Consider the following 13,131-nt stretch of genomic DNA (forward strand, 5'->3'; position numbering starts at 1 on the left):
TCGCGATCAGCCAATGGCGTCGCCGATGCGGGCCAGACTTTCCTCGCGGCCCAGCACCGCCAGCACGTCGAACACGCCCGGCGAAACCGTGCGCCCGGTAAGCGCGGCGCGCAATGGCTGGGCGACCGCGCCCAGTTTCAGCCCGGCTTCGGCGGCGAAGTCGCGCACCGCCGCTTCCGCCGTCGCCGCGCTCCAGTCCTGACCGACGCCTTCCAGTGCGGTTCGGGCGCCGGCCAGCGTCCGGCGTGCGGGTGCGTCGAGCAGCGCGGCGGCCTTGTCGTCGAAGGATAGCGGGCGTTCGGCGAACAGATAGGCTGCGTTCTCAAGCAGCTCGACCAGGGTCTTGGCACGCTCCTTCAAGCCGGGCAGGGCGGCCAGCAGCATTGTTTTTTTCGCCGCGTCGAGCCGCTCGGCCACCGCCGGCCCGCCGTCCAGATAAGGCAGGGTGGCGATCAAAAGGTCGAGCAGCTCCGCGTCGGCCATCGACCGCAGATGATGGCCGTTCACCGCTTCCAGCTTCTTGAAATCGAACCGCGCCGCGCCCTTGTTGACGTCCTCGATCTCGAACCAGCCGATCATGTCCTCAGTCGACATGATCTCGTCGTCGCCATGGCTCCAGCCGAGCCGCGCCAGATAATTGCGCAGGCCCGCCGGCAGATAGCCCATGGCGCGATAGGCCTCTACGCCCAGAGCGCCGTGCCGCTTGGACAGTTTTGCCCCGTCCGGCCCGTGGATCAGCGGAATATGCGCCATTGTCGGCACCTCCCAGCCCATCGCCCGGTAGATGATGGTCTGGCGCGCCGCATTGGTGAGGTGGTCGTCGCCGCGAATGATGTGGGTCACCCCCATGTCGTGGTCGTCGACGACCACGGCCAGCATATAGGTCGGGCTCTTGTCAGAGCGCAGGATGACGAAATCGTCGAGATCCTTGTTCGGGAAACGGACCTCGCCCTGGACCCGGTCGGCGACCAGTGTCTCGCCGGTCCGCGGTGCCTTGATGCGCACCACCGGGTCGACGCCGGCGGGAGCCTCGGCCGGATCACGGTCGCGCCAGCGCCCGTCATAACGCGGCGGGCGGCCTTCGGCGCGGGCGCTTTCGCGCATGGCCTCCAGCTCGGCCTGGCTGGCGTAGCAATAATAGGCCTCGCCGCGCCGCACCAGTTCCTCGGCGATTTCTCGGTGTCGGTCGGCGCGCGCGGCCTGCGAGACGGGCTCGCCGTGCCAGTCGAGGCCAAGCCAGGAAAGCCCGTCGAGGATCGCGGCGGTGGCCGCCTCGGTCGAGCGTTCGCGGTCGGTGTCCTCGATGCGCAGCAGCATCTGGCCGCCCGTATGCCTGGCATAGAGCCAGTTGAACAGCGCAGTGCGTGCTCCGCCAATATGCAGATAGCCGGTGGGCGAGGGCGCGAAGCGCGTGACGACGGTCTTGGTCATGGCGATGTCCAGGAGGTTTGCGGGCCCGCCGCGCGATCGGCCGGCCTGCGGGTGATTTTGATCGGCGTTCATGTAGCATAGGTGACCGGCCGCGCAAGCGCCGGCCGCATCGTGAGGCGACGGCCCGATGAGCACGATGGAGACACAGCGCCTGGAAACGGCGACCGCGCCCGCGGCCGACGGCGCGCGTCTGCCGGCCGGTCGGCAGCCCGATCGCACCCGGCCGGCATCCATATCGGGCGCCCTGGCGTCCGTCGGCCGCGCCCTTGCCGCGGCATTGGCGCTGGAAGACGCGCGCGGCACGCCCTTTCTCCTGGTTCCGGTGCTGTTTTGCGCCGGCGCCGCCCTCTATTTCGCGCTGCCCTTCGAGCCGGGCTGGCCGTTGCTTGCGGCCGCGCTTGTCGGGCCGGTGGCGGGCTGGTTTCTTGTCGCCCGACACGGGGTCGCGGCACGGCTTTGCGCGGCGTTCGCGTTTGCAGCGGCCGGCGCAGTCGCCGGCAAGGTTGAAACCGTGCGCGCCGACACCGCCATGCTGGGCTCCGCCGTCTCGACCGTCCTGACCGGACGGGTGGTCAGGGTCGAGCACCAGGCGAGCGGACGCACCCGCTTCACGATCGATGTCGAGGCGACGCGCCGGCCGCTGCTGCGCTACGCGCCCGATCGTGTCCGCGTCACCGCGCGCGCCGATCCCGGCATCGCCGCCGGCGAGCGCATTCATGGCGTCGTGCGGCTTTTCCCGCCTTCCGGACCGGTCAGGCCCTACGGCTATGATTTCGCGTTCGAAAGCTACATGGCCGGCATCGGCGCGACCGGATTTTTCCTCGGCACGCCCGAAAAACGCCCGTCCGCCGGCACGGCCGGCGCGCCCGGGCGTCTCGCCGCCGGCTTGGCCAATATGCGCCAAGCAATCGCCGGCCGGATCCGGCGCCATATCGCGGGCGCGGAGGGCGAGATCGCCGCCGCGCTGATCGCCGGCACCCGCGCCGGCATTCCCGAGGAGGTCGAGGAGGCGCTGCGCCGGGCCGGACTGGCGCATATCCTGTCGATCTCCGGGCTGCACATGGCGCTGGTCGCCGGCACGGTGATGCTGGCGCTGCGGGCGCTGTTCGCGCTTGCGCCGGGCTTTGCCTCGCGCCATCCGGTCAAAAAATACGCCGCCGCGCTGGCGCTGGCGGCAGCCGCCTATTATCTGGCGATTTCCGGCGCGGCGGTTGCCGCCCAGCGTTCCTTCATCATGATCGCGGTGATGCTGATCGCGCTGTTGTTCGACCGCGCGGCGATCACCATGCGTAATCTGGCGATTGCCGCGCTGATCATCGCCGCGCTGGCGCCGCACGAAGTGGTCGGGCCGAGTTTTCAGATGTCGTTCGCCGCAACCGCGGCGCTGATTGCGGCCTATGCCGGCTGGACAACCCGGACCTCGGCCGGCCGGCGCGCCGGCCGCGCGCCACCGCAGGGCGCGCTGCGCAAGGCCGGCCGCGGCCTGACCTATTTTCTACTCGGCATCGCCGCCACGTCGCTGATCGCGGGCGGCGCGACCACGGTCTACGCGATCTGGCATTTCCACCGCATCGCCCCGCTGGGGCTGATCGCCAACCTCGCCGCCATGCCGGTCGTCTCGACGCTGATCATGCCGCCGGCCGTCGCCGCCGGCGTGCTGATGCCGGTCGGGCTGGAGGGACCGGCGCTGGCGGTGATGGGCCAGGGGATCGCCATCATGGTGGCGGTGGCGCGCCGGGTCTCCGAGCACAGCCCGATCGACGCCGTTGGCGCGATGCCGCCGCTGGCGCTGATCCTGTTCACCGGCGCGCTTCTGGCCGCCACCATCGCCACCACCGGCCTGCGCTGGCTGGCGCTGCCGCTCGCACTGGCCGGAATTGCGGCGTTCGCCGCGCGCACGCCGCCCGACCTGATGGTGTCGGAGGACGCGCGACTGGCCGCGATCATGCGCCATGACGGCCGGCTCGCCGTCAACCGCGCGCGGCCGAACGGTTTTACCATCGGCATCTGGCAAAAAGCGCGCGCGGCGACGGGCTTCGTCAAACCGCTCGAGCGCCCCGACCGGGCCGCGTCCGACGCAAAACCCGGCGGCAAGGCCGGCGCCGACCCGCGCTTTGTCTGCGACGCTGCGACCTGCGAGGCCGTCGATCCACGCGGCGCCATGGTGGTGCACGCCGAAACCCAGGCCGCGGCCGCGCCATATTGCGGCCGGGCGAGCGTGATCGTGATCGCCGACGCGACCGCCGCCAATCCGTGCCGGGCAAGAAACGTTCTTGTCGTGACGGCCCGCGATCTCGCCCGCCGCGGCAGTCTCGAGGTGCGTTTCAAGCAGGTTGGAACCGAGGGCGCCAGCGCGAGCGAAGAACCGCTGCGCGCCGAAGCGCGCTTCGCCCTGCCGCGGAACGAACGGCCATGGTTCGCGCACCGCAAATTCTCGCGCGAAGCGCGCGGGCTCGCGCCCTACAAACGCGGCAAGAAAGGCACGAAGGACAAAAAACGCAAAGGCGGGAAGGACGCCACGGGCGGCAAGACCTGAGCCGTCAGCCGTCGCAACGGGATGGCTGGCCCGGAACGCGGCCGCGGACCGGCCGGCTCCGGCCGAAACCCGCCCGGCGCGCCCGGCGCCGGGGAAAAATCAGTAGCGGCGGATTAGGCCGACCAGCCGTCCCTGCACCTTGACCTGATCGGGGCCGTAGATACGGGTCTCATAGGCCGGGTTGGCGGCCTCGAGCGCGATCGAGGCGCCCTTGCGCCGAAACCGTTTCAGGGTCGCCTCGGCGTCTTCCACCAGCGCCACCACGATGTCGCCGGGATTGGCGGTCGCCGCGCTGCGAATGATGACGGTGTCGCCGTCGAGAATGCCGGCGTCGATCATCGAATCGCCGCGCACCTCGAGCGCGTAATGGTCGCCGGCCGACAGCATGTCGGGCGGCACGGTGATCGCGTGCGTCTGGTGCTGGATGGCGTCGATCGGCACGCCGGCGGCGATCCGCCCCATGACCGGCACCGACACGCCGCCGGCATCGTCATTGTCCGACACGGGCGGGGCCGGTTTGGGTTTCGGTTTGCCGAGACTGCCCTCGATGACGCTCGGCGAAAAGCTGCGCGGTCGCCCGAGCCCCGGCGAGATCGATTCCGGCAGGCGCAGCACTTCCAGCGCGCGGGCGCGATTGGGCAGCCGGCGGATGAAGCCGCGCTCCTCCAGTGCGGTGATCAGCCGGTGGATACCAGATTTGGAGGCCAGATCGAGCGCTTCCTTCATCTCGTCGAAGGAGGGCGGGATGCCGGTCTCCTTCAGTCGTTGATGGATGAACAGCAGCAGTTCGTGTTGTTTTCGGGTTAGCATGGTCGCCCCCAGCGGAATCATCGACAAACAAAACCAGAACAAACTCTATCTGTTCTCACCTTGTTCCGCAAGTGTCCGACCGTTGAATGTCCGAGGCGGACGCCGGCAAGGGCTGCGGGCGGCCAGTTGCGCACGACCTGCCCGTCAGCGCGATGCCCGCGGGGCCGGGGGGCGTCCGGTGTCGGGGCGCTCGGCGGTGTACGACCCGGCGTTACGCCACTCGTCCGTTGAGATAGTCGTCCGTGACCTGGTTTTGCGGCCGTTCCGACAGATCGGCCATCGTGCCGTGCTCGAGCAGATAGCCGGTCCCGCACCGCGTCCAGAACAGCGCGCACCGGTCGGCAATCCGTCTTGCCTGCGACAGATTGTGCGTGACGATCACCAGCGTGACGCTGTCCTTGAGTTTCAGCAGCAGGCGCTCGATCGTCATCGTCGACATCGGGTCGAGCGCACTGCACGGTTCGTCCAGAAGCAGAATTTCCGGCCGCGTCGCCAGCGCCCTGGCAATGCACAGGCGCTGCTGCTGACCGCCGGACAGCGCGCAGGCCGACATGTCGAGCCGGTGACCGATCTCCGCCTGGAGGCCGACGGCGCGCAGGCACTCGTCGATGCGCGCCTCGCGGTCGGCTCGCCGACGCACGCCGAACTCGCTCAACACGATATCAAAATTGCGGCGGATCGAGAACGGAAACGGGTTCGGTTTCTGAAACACCATGCCGACGCGCTTGCGCAAGCGCAGCAGGTCGGCATCCCGCCCCAGCACGTCGGTGTCGCGCACAAGGATGCGGCCCGTCACCCTGGCGCCCGGGATCAGGTCGATCAAACGGTTGAGGCAGGTCAGCAGGCTGGTCTTGCCGCAGCCCGACGGGCCGATCAGCGCGGTGATGCGTCCAGGCGGGATCGACAAGGTGACGTCGGACAAGGCGGTGAGGGCGCCGTAGGCAATCGTGAGGTTTTCGACGCGAATATGGCTCGCTTCGACGCGGCCCGGCGACACATCGATCGTCCGGGGGCCTGTGGTTTGCACGTTCATACGAACTCCCTGCCTTGCTTGCCGTCCAAAGCCGTAAACAGAGCGACGACGGCGGCGACCGAGACCAAGAGCACCGTGGCGGTCGCGAACGCGTTGCCGTCGCCGCCGGGAACGTTCATCGCCAGATCGAGGATGTGGACCGCCATGGTCCGTCCGGAATCGAAAACCGAATCCGGCATGCGCACCACGTAGCCGCTGGTGAAGATCAGGGCGGCGCTCTCGGCGACCGCGCGTCCGAAGCCGAGCCCCAGCCCGGCGAAGATGCCCGGCGCGGCGGCCGGCAGCATGATCGACCAGACGATCCGCCGCTGCGGCAGGCCGAGCGCGTAGCCGGCCCTGCGGTCTTCGCCGTGCATGCGCAAGGTGGTTTCAGCCACGCAGGCCGCGATCGGCAGGATCATCAGCGCGAGCGTCAGCCCGCCGGCCAGGATGGAAAAACCGAAGCCGAGCCAGTCGCAAAAAATCATGTTGCCGGCCAGACCGAAGACGATCGAGGGAACGGCGGCGAGCACGCCCAGGCACCCCCGCGTCAGGCGCGCGGCCGTCGCCTCCGGGCGCACCGCCTCGACCAGGAACACGGCGGCTCCGACCGCCAGCGGCAAGGCGGCCGCCAGCGCCACCGCCGTCACCGCCGCCGTCGACACAAGCACCGGCGCGATGCCGCCGGCGCGCCCGGCCGCGCGCGGCGCGGTGGTGAGGAAGTCCCATGACACCAGCGCCGCGCCGCGCGTGACCACATGCACAACGATGGCGGCCAGAACGAACACCACCGCCGCCACCGCCGCCCGCACCACAAGGTCGTTGACGAAAGGCCTAAGACTGCGCCGCATCGGCCCCGCCCCAGTACCAGCGCATGACAAGCAGCAACCCGACCAGCGCCATCAGCACCAGGCCGGATACGAACAGGGCCGAACGATGCACGTCGATGGCGTAGGCCATTTCGAGCGCGATGTTGGCCGGCAGCGTGCGCACGGACGCAAACGGACTGTCTGGCATGGCGACCGCGTTTCCGACCACCATCAGCACGGCCATCGTTTCGCCGAGCGCGCGGGCGAGCCCGAGCATGCAGGCGGCCGCGACCGCCCCCTTTGCAGACGGCAGCACGATGCGCTTGATCGCCGCGTGGCGGGCGCATCCGAGCGCCAGGCTGCCCAGATAGAGCGAGGCCGGCAGTTGGCGCAGGCCCGCCTCGGCCAGAACGGCCACGGTCGGCAGCACCATGATCGACAAGACGATCACGCCGGCCAGGAGCGACGTGCCCGGCGGCTGCCATGCCGCGATATGCGGCACCAGCACCGTCATGCCCCACAGGCCGTAGACGACCGAGGGGATGGCCGCCAGGGTCATCAGCACCACGCGAAAGGCCGCGCCGGCGAGATCGCCGGCATAGTAGCGGATATACACCGCGCACAGGATTCCCAGCGGACCGGCGACGGCAAGCGCCCCGGCCGACACAGCGAGCGTGGCCGCGACCATCGCCACCAGCCCGAATTCGCCGGCGGTCGGATACCAGTCGCCATCGGCCATGAAGGCGGCCAGGCCCGCCTCGGTCAGCGCGGGCGCGGCGCCGATCGCCAGCACGATCAAGACGCCCGCCATCGCTCCGATCGCCAGAACGCCCGAAGCCCACAAGACGACGACGAAGACGAGGTCTTTCGGCGCGAGCGGGCCGCGAAACGGCCTAGTTCGATGCGGGCGAGAAATAATGGTCTGAAATAAGGTCATGCACCTGCTGTCCGGAGGCAAACCGCAAAAACGCTTCGACCGGCGCCGCCGGGTCGGGATAGGTGACCAGGTTCAGCTCTCGTCTGACCGGGTACGACCCGTTTGCGACATTGGCGGAGGTCGGGGCGACGGCACCGAGCGCGAGGGCGCGTATCGGGGTCATGGCGCTGGCGTGATATTCGGCCGCGCCGATCGAGATGTAGCCCACCGCCCTCGGGTTGCCGGCCACCACCTTCACCGCCTGCTCGTTGTCGCCGATAATGGTGTGGGCGCGGATATCGCGGATATCGAGGCCGAGATGGGCGAGGAATATCCCCAGCGTCGAGCGGCCTTCGGCCTTGCTGACGACGGTAATCGGCCCGTCCCAGGGGCCGAGCGCCTCCCAGCGCGTCACCTGGCCGGTGTAGATCGCCCGCACCTGGTCGTCGGACAAGCGCTCGAGCGGATTTTGCGCATGGACGATCAGCGCCACGCCGTCCCACGCGATCCGCGTCGCCGCGACGTCGTCTTCCTCCTCGCCGAGCGCCCGCGACACCATGCCGATATCGGCCAGTTTGCGCCGCACGTCCGACAGGCCCCTGGAAGAGCCGCCGGTCTGGACGTCGACCTGCACGCCCGGATGCGAGGCCTCGTAGCGCTGGGCGATATCCATCATCAACGGTGCGATCGTGCTCGAGCCGGTGACGACGATCCTCACCTCCTGCTGGGCATGCGACACGGCCTGACCGGCCAGCGCGAGCGCGGCGGACAAGACGGCGACAATGGATTTCGGGGCCGACATCATGCGCTCCTTGTTGCCAGGGTTGCCGTTTGCGCCGGGTGCCGGGTATCTGCGCCTGTCTGCATGGGCCGTGTCAGCACCGCGCTGCTGGCCGCCTCGGGCAGGCTGCCATCGGCCAGAAGCCAGCGCGGGCGGGCGAAATGGCTGATTGCCGGCAGACGGGCCTTCGCGGTTTCGAAAACCAGCCCGCGGCCATGCGAGAACGCGGCCCTGACCCCGCCCAACGGGTTCAAACCGGGCACCGGCCGCGCCAGCCCCGCTTTCAGGCAATGGGCGACATCCCAATCGCAACGGCGTCCCGCCGTCTCGGTGGCGATCCAGCAATGCATGCCGTCGGCGCGGCTGCCGGCGCGGTTCTGATCGAAATGAAACCCGGCGAAATAGGCCGCCCGGCGCCCGGCCGCCCGCAGGCAGGCAAGCAGGGCGGTGTTGATGTCGATGCAGTTGCCCGAACGCACGCCGCAAAACGTCGCCGGACGCGCCAGCTCGGGATTTGGCCCGCCATAGCTGAACCGGCGCGCCACCGCCGCGACAATGTCGTCGTCGCCATGGCCAGCCGCGCATGCGGGTCGCTCGAGGGCGAGAAATTCGGACAGATCGCCGGCTAGCCGCGTATAGGCATTGTCGAAATCGGCGAAATCGTCGGTTTTGCCCGACCCGGTCCCGGCGGCGAAATGGAAGGAGAATTCGAGGCTTGCGCAAAACGCGCCCTGGAAAAGATAGGCGCGCTGGCCGGCCTGCCGTTCGCGGACGATTTGGTAGGGCAAGCGGCAGGGGGCACAGAAGCCGACCAGGGTCTGGTGCGCCGTGTCGGGCGGCTCCGGCACCAGCAGGCCGATCGCGGAGGAGCGTTCGTGCGGGTCGATGCGCAGCGTAATGATCATGCCAGGCTCCGTTGTCGGCAAATCAGCGCCGGCGCGTCGCCAATCCCGGCCGGATCGACGCCCAAGAGCGCGGCCATCGTCGGTGCGACATTGTCGAGCCCGCCCGCGCCAAACGCCCAGTCGGCCCGCCCGCCGTCGGCCGCGACGATGGTAAAGGGGACCGGATTTGTGGTGTGAGATCCGAAGCCGCGGCCCTGATCGTCCAAAAGCCGTTCGGCGTTGCCGTGATCGGCGGTGACCGCCAGCGTCCAGCCGGTTTCGCGGGCCTGGGCGACGAGGGCGGCAAGAGCCCGGTCGACCGCCGCCGCCGCCTGCCGGCACAGGCCCACATCGCCGGAATGCCCGACCTGGTCGAGATTGGGGATGTTGACGACGAACCCGGTCTCGCGGTCGCTTGTCATTACCTGGCGACAGGCGTCCACCGTTTCGTCCGCCCGCATGAGCGGGTTTTGTTCGGGACCGCCCGGCGTATCGGGGATCGCCACCTGGCGTTCGCCCAGCGATTGCCGGAACCCGTTGAAGAAATAGGTGACATGCGGAAATTTGCAGTTTTCCGCGATCCGCGTCAGCGCGATGCCGCGCGCCCGCAGGGCCTGCGCCAGACCGCCCGAAAGGCTGCGGGTCGGAAAAAAGACGCGCGCGGCCGGCACCTGTGGTGAAATGCTGGTCAGCGTGGCCACACGGCAGCGCGCGGCAAGCGCCTCGACCGTCTGCTCGGCGCGATCGGCGCGATGGCTGGTGACCAGCATGGCCTCGCCGGGCGTCAGCCGGGTGTCGGCATCGACCCGGTGGGCGGGGAAATCGCGCTCGCCATTGTCCCGGCAAAAATCGTCGAGCAGCCGGCGATCGAAGCGCGGCAGCGCGTCGGCGTTCATAAGCGCATCGACCAGATGCCGCGCCAGGGCGCGGTTTCCGGACCGGTCGGCGAACCAGGCCCGTCCGATCACGACGCCGATCAGCGCTCCCGGAACCCGCTCCGCCAGCGCCTGGCGCAGCGTATCGAGCAATGCGGGCCCCGAGCCGCGCATCGCATCGACACCGTCGAGTACCGGGTGCACGACGGTGGAAAATCCGCTGCGCCCGGCCAGCTCCGCCGCCTGGACGATGGTGCGCCAATGGCCGTGCACGCCGGCGTCGGAGACGAGGCCGAGAATGTGGATCCGGCCATTTTGGGCCGTCTCGTCGCGCAGGCCCCGCCAGACGGGGCTTTTTTCCCACGCGCCCGAGCGGTAGGCGCGGTCGATCGCAACCAGCGAGGAGACCACGGTGCGGCCCATGCCGAGGGTGAGATGCCCGACCTCGGAATTGCCGGCCTGACCGTCGAACAGCCCGACGGCGTCGCCGCTGGCCCTGAGCGGAACCATGCCGCAGCGATCGAACAGGTCGAACAGGACCGGCATGCAGGCGCGGTCGACGACATTGCCGGGCGACGGCGCGGCGAGGCCGGCGCCGTCCAGGATAACCAGACCGGCTTTGGCACGAGCGTTCATCGCTTTGCCGCCGTGGCGACGTGGATGACGAATTCGGACCGGTCCGGATCGAAGCCGGTCCCGCGCGGACCATAAAGGACCGGCGCACCGAAGCCGCTCGCCCGGATTGCCGCGCCGACGTCGTCGGTCGCCCAGGCGCGCGTTCGAATGGTGGCCGGCGGATGGCCGGCGGTCTGGTAGGTGATGTCGACGACGTCGCGCTCGACCACGGAGAGATCGACAGAGGCTTTGAGACCGGTGCAGCAATAGGTGCGATCCTGCGCCGATATGCGACCGGCGCGCAGGGCGTCGTAGTTGCGATGGTCGAGCACCAGCGTGCCCCCGTCGCCGAGCAATCGCCGGAAATTGGAAAGCGCGCGCTCCAAATCGGCCGGCGAAAACAGATGCGCGATCGAATTGCCCATGCAAATCACCGCATCGAAGGGACCGGCGGGAAGACTGTCATGGTCGAGCCAGTCGCCGAGCGCGCAGGGCACGGCCCCTGCGGCCAAAGTGGCGACGTTGCGCCTGGCCTGCTCAACCATCTCCGCGGCGCCATCGATCGCGGTCACCGCAAACCCGGCCTGCGATAGCAGAACGGCGTGAAAACCGGTGCCCGTGGCCGCGTCGAGCACCGAGCGGACCCGCCTCGCGCTCATGACATCGATCAGAAAACTGCCTTCGGCGGCGCGCCGGTCGCTCCAGCCGAGCAGATCGTCCCATTGCGCCACCAGCGCCGTGTCATATTCGTCGCGGTAACGTGTGGATGAGGTTTGCATCGTTTCCTCCCGGGAAGACACACCAGCTAGCGACCGACACCGTAGGCTTCGGCCAGACGCGCATATTCGCGCCAATAGTCGGGAAAGGATTTTGCGACGCAGGCCGGGTCCTCGATCGTGATGCCGGGGCACACCAGCCCCCCCAGCGAGAACGCCATGGCGACGCGATGATCGTCATAGGTGCGCACCGAGGCCGGCCGCGGGCGGTTTCCGTCGGGAACAATCTCCAGCCAGTCGGGGCCTTCCTGCGCGTCAATGCCGATGCGGCGTAGCTCCAGCGCGGCCGCGTGCAGCCTGTCGCACTCCTTCAAACGCAGATTGGCGATGTTGACGATTTTCGTCCTGCCTTGCGCGAACGCGGCGACGACGGCGAGCGTCAGCACCATGTCGGGCATGGTCTCCAAATCGACCACGATGCCGCGCAGGGCGCCCTCGGGCCCGCGCAGCTCGATCTCGGTCGGCGTGGCCGACACGGCGCATCCCATCTCCTCCAGCACATGGATAAGACCGACATCGCCCTGGGCGGACGCCGTACCCAGGCCCGAAACCCGCGCCGTGCCGCCGAGAATGGCCGCCGCGCCGAAAAAATAGGACATCGCCGACGCGTCGGGCTCGACCGCGATCGTCGCCACACCCGGCTGTCCGGGCTGTACACGCCAGATCTGCGGCCCGGCCGGCTCGACCTCGATGCCGGCCGCGCGCATGGTCGCCACGGTCATGTCGACATAGGGACGGGAGACGAGGTTGCCGGTCGCCTCGACGTGGACGGGGCCGTTATCGGGATTCTGGCGCGCGGCCGAGAGCAGCATGGAGCTGGTGAACTGGGAGGAGACCGAGCCGTCGACCCGCCAATGGGTGCCGGTCGGCCGGCCGCCGACAATGCGCACGGGCAGGCAGCCCGCCTTGCCGGTCTCGACAACCTTGTGGCCGATCGCCCGCAATGCCTCGATACCGCTCGCCATAGGCCGTTCGCACAGCCGCGGCGTTCCGGTAATGGTCGTCTCGCCCTCGGCATCCGCCGCCATCGACAGCAGGAAGCGCGCCGGTGTCCCGGCCGCGCCGATATCGAGCCGGTCCCGCGGTGCGAGCGGTCGCTCGCCCGGGCACGAATTCTCCACACGGAAGGCGGCCCGGCCGGGGGCGGCCTCGACCGACAGACCGCCGAACCGGTCTATGCAGCCGGCAAAGCGCACCGTGTCATCGGCATGCAGCGCGCCGACGACCCGCGTCTTGCCCTTGCGTGCCGCCGCCAGCGCGAGGGCGCGATTGGTGAGGGATTTCGACCCCGGCAGAACGGGCTCGAAGATCGGCGATCGATCACGGGCGGAAGCGGCGGAGGACGCGATTGTCATCAAATTCACCAACCAAAACAGACGCAACATCGTCCGCCGGCATTGCGACGGAACACCAATGGCGACGGGAATCCCCGAAACGTGGCAGAAGGCTGAGAAACGCTGGCACCGACTGCCGGTCGATCGCCATAGAACTAATTTATTAGAGTTGGCATACAACCAAAAGTCAATGTGATTTATCTAATACAATTTATAAGAGTGAATCGGCAGCCGCCCGCTCGCTGTGTATTTGCGAAACAGGCTGCCGCAGCCCGTGCCGAAAACGCGGTCACCCCGCCGATAAGTTCCGGCCGCCTCGCGCCAGGCGATTGACAGATGGTAAATACAACTA

11 protein-coding genes are annotated in these 13,131 nt (G+C 68.6%); 1 reads left to right on the forward strand and 10 read right to left on the reverse strand.

Annotated features, from left to right (window positions below; all coding sequences use genetic code 11):
* Nucleotides 1-6: 6 nt before the first annotated feature.
* Nucleotides 7-1,431, reverse strand: coding sequence for a glutamate--tRNA ligase (gltX, locus tag ACT2B0_RS08750; RefSeq protein ID WP_473463647.1), 1,425 nt, complete (start codon nucleotides 1,429-1,431; stop codon nucleotides 7-9).
* A 127-nt stretch (nucleotides 1,432-1,558) separates the two neighbouring features.
* Between gltX and ACT2B0_RS08755 the strand changes: the two genes are divergently transcribed.
* Nucleotides 1,559-3,967 carry a ComEC/Rec2 family competence protein gene (locus ACT2B0_RS08755; RefSeq protein ID WP_473463649.1) on the forward strand — a complete coding sequence of 803 codons (2,409 nt, stop codon included), beginning with the start codon at nucleotides 1,559-1,561 and terminating at the stop codon, nucleotides 3,965-3,967.
* Between the two features lie 99 nt (nucleotides 3,968-4,066).
* On the opposite strand, the gene lexA is transcribed toward ACT2B0_RS08755, so the two are convergent.
* From lexA to aroA, 9 genes are all read right to left on the reverse strand, one after another.
* Nucleotides 4,067-4,777 carry a transcriptional repressor LexA gene (gene lexA, locus ACT2B0_RS08760; RefSeq protein WP_473463651.1) on the reverse strand — a complete coding sequence of 237 codons (711 nt, stop codon included), beginning with the start codon at nucleotides 4,775-4,777 and terminating at the stop codon, nucleotides 4,067-4,069.
* Between the two features lie 211 nt (nucleotides 4,778-4,988).
* Complete coding sequence (locus ACT2B0_RS08765; RefSeq protein ID WP_473463655.1) at nucleotides 4,989-5,810, reverse strand: phosphate ABC transporter ATP-binding protein; 822 nt, start codon at nucleotides 5,808-5,810, stop codon at nucleotides 4,989-4,991.
* The gene (locus tag ACT2B0_RS08770; RefSeq protein WP_473463658.1) at nucleotides 5,807-6,640 is read right to left on the reverse strand and encodes a PstA family ABC transporter permease; all 834 of its coding nucleotides are present in this window, start codon (nucleotides 6,638-6,640) and stop codon (nucleotides 5,807-5,809) included. Before ACT2B0_RS08770 ends, ACT2B0_RS08765 begins: the two co-directional genes overlap by 4 nt.
* Nucleotides 6,624-7,535 carry a phosphate ABC transporter permease subunit PstC gene (pstC, locus tag ACT2B0_RS08775; RefSeq protein WP_473463661.1) on the reverse strand — a complete coding sequence of 304 codons (912 nt, stop codon included), beginning with the start codon at nucleotides 7,533-7,535 and terminating at the stop codon, nucleotides 6,624-6,626. Before pstC ends, ACT2B0_RS08770 begins: the two co-directional genes overlap by 17 nt.
* Complete coding sequence (locus ACT2B0_RS08780) at nucleotides 7,492-8,316, reverse strand: phosphate ABC transporter substrate-binding protein (protein ID WP_473463664.1); 825 nt, start codon at nucleotides 8,314-8,316, stop codon at nucleotides 7,492-7,494. The genes pstC and ACT2B0_RS08780 overlap by 44 nt, the downstream gene beginning before the upstream one ends.
* Entirely contained in the window at nucleotides 8,316-9,200 is an 885-nt protein-coding gene (locus tag ACT2B0_RS08785; protein ID WP_473463666.1) for a transglutaminase-like domain-containing protein, read from the reverse strand. The genes ACT2B0_RS08780 and ACT2B0_RS08785 overlap by 1 nt, the downstream gene beginning before the upstream one ends.
* On the reverse strand, nucleotides 9,197-10,690 hold the full coding sequence (locus tag ACT2B0_RS08790; RefSeq protein ID WP_473463669.1) for an alkaline phosphatase family protein: 1,494 nt from the start codon (nucleotides 10,688-10,690) through the stop codon (nucleotides 9,197-9,199). The genes ACT2B0_RS08785 and ACT2B0_RS08790 overlap by 4 nt, the downstream gene beginning before the upstream one ends.
* Nucleotides 10,687-11,448: a class I SAM-dependent methyltransferase gene (locus tag ACT2B0_RS08795; protein ID WP_473463671.1), complete on the reverse strand. Its 762-nt coding sequence runs from the start codon at nucleotides 11,446-11,448 to the stop codon at nucleotides 10,687-10,689. Before ACT2B0_RS08795 ends, ACT2B0_RS08790 begins: the two co-directional genes overlap by 4 nt.
* Nucleotides 11,449-11,474: 26 nt before the next feature.
* Nucleotides 11,475-12,800 carry a 3-phosphoshikimate 1-carboxyvinyltransferase gene (gene aroA, locus ACT2B0_RS08800; protein ID WP_473463673.1) on the reverse strand — a complete coding sequence of 442 codons (1,326 nt, stop codon included), beginning with the start codon at nucleotides 12,798-12,800 and terminating at the stop codon, nucleotides 11,475-11,477.
* Nucleotides 12,801-13,131: the final 331 nt, after the last annotated feature.

The sequence above is a fragment of the Nitratireductor sp. J20-h4 genome (assembly GCF_056780505.1).

What these genes read in the sequence shown, in the direction of transcription:
- pstC (WP_473463661.1), bottom strand. Translation starts at nt 7,535, where the DNA reads ATGACCTTATTTCAGACCATTATTTCTCGCCCGCATCGAACTAGGCCG.
- ACT2B0_RS08755 (WP_473463649.1), top strand. Translation starts at nt 1,559, where the DNA reads ATGAGCACGATGGAGACACAGCGCCTGGAAACGGCGACCGCGCCCGCG.
- lexA (WP_473463651.1), bottom strand. Translation starts at nt 4,777, where the DNA reads ATGCTAACCCGAAAACAACACGAACTGCTGCTGTTCATCCATCAACGA.
- ACT2B0_RS08770 (WP_473463658.1), bottom strand. Translation starts at nt 6,640, where the DNA reads ATGCGGCGCAGTCTTAGGCCTTTCGTCAACGACCTTGTGGTGCGGGCG.
- ACT2B0_RS08795 (WP_473463671.1), bottom strand. Translation starts at nt 11,448, where the DNA reads ATGCAAACCTCATCCACACGTTACCGCGACGAATATGACACGGCGCTG.
- ACT2B0_RS08785 (WP_473463666.1), bottom strand. Translation starts at nt 9,200, where the DNA reads ATGATCATTACGCTGCGCATCGACCCGCACGAACGCTCCTCCGCGATC.
- gltX (WP_473463647.1), bottom strand. Translation starts at nt 1,431, where the DNA reads ATGACCAAGACCGTCGTCACGCGCTTCGCGCCCTCGCCCACCGGCTAT.
- aroA (WP_473463673.1), bottom strand. Translation starts at nt 12,800, where the DNA reads ATGACAATCGCGTCCTCCGCCGCTTCCGCCCGTGATCGATCGCCGATC.
- ACT2B0_RS08790 (WP_473463669.1), bottom strand. Translation starts at nt 10,690, where the DNA reads ATGAACGCTCGTGCCAAAGCCGGTCTGGTTATCCTGGACGGCGCCGGC.
- ACT2B0_RS08780 (WP_473463664.1), bottom strand. Translation starts at nt 8,316, where the DNA reads ATGTCGGCCCCGAAATCCATTGTCGCCGTCTTGTCCGCCGCGCTCGCG.
- ACT2B0_RS08765 (WP_473463655.1), bottom strand. Translation starts at nt 5,810, where the DNA reads ATGAACGTGCAAACCACAGGCCCCCGGACGATCGATGTGTCGCCGGGC.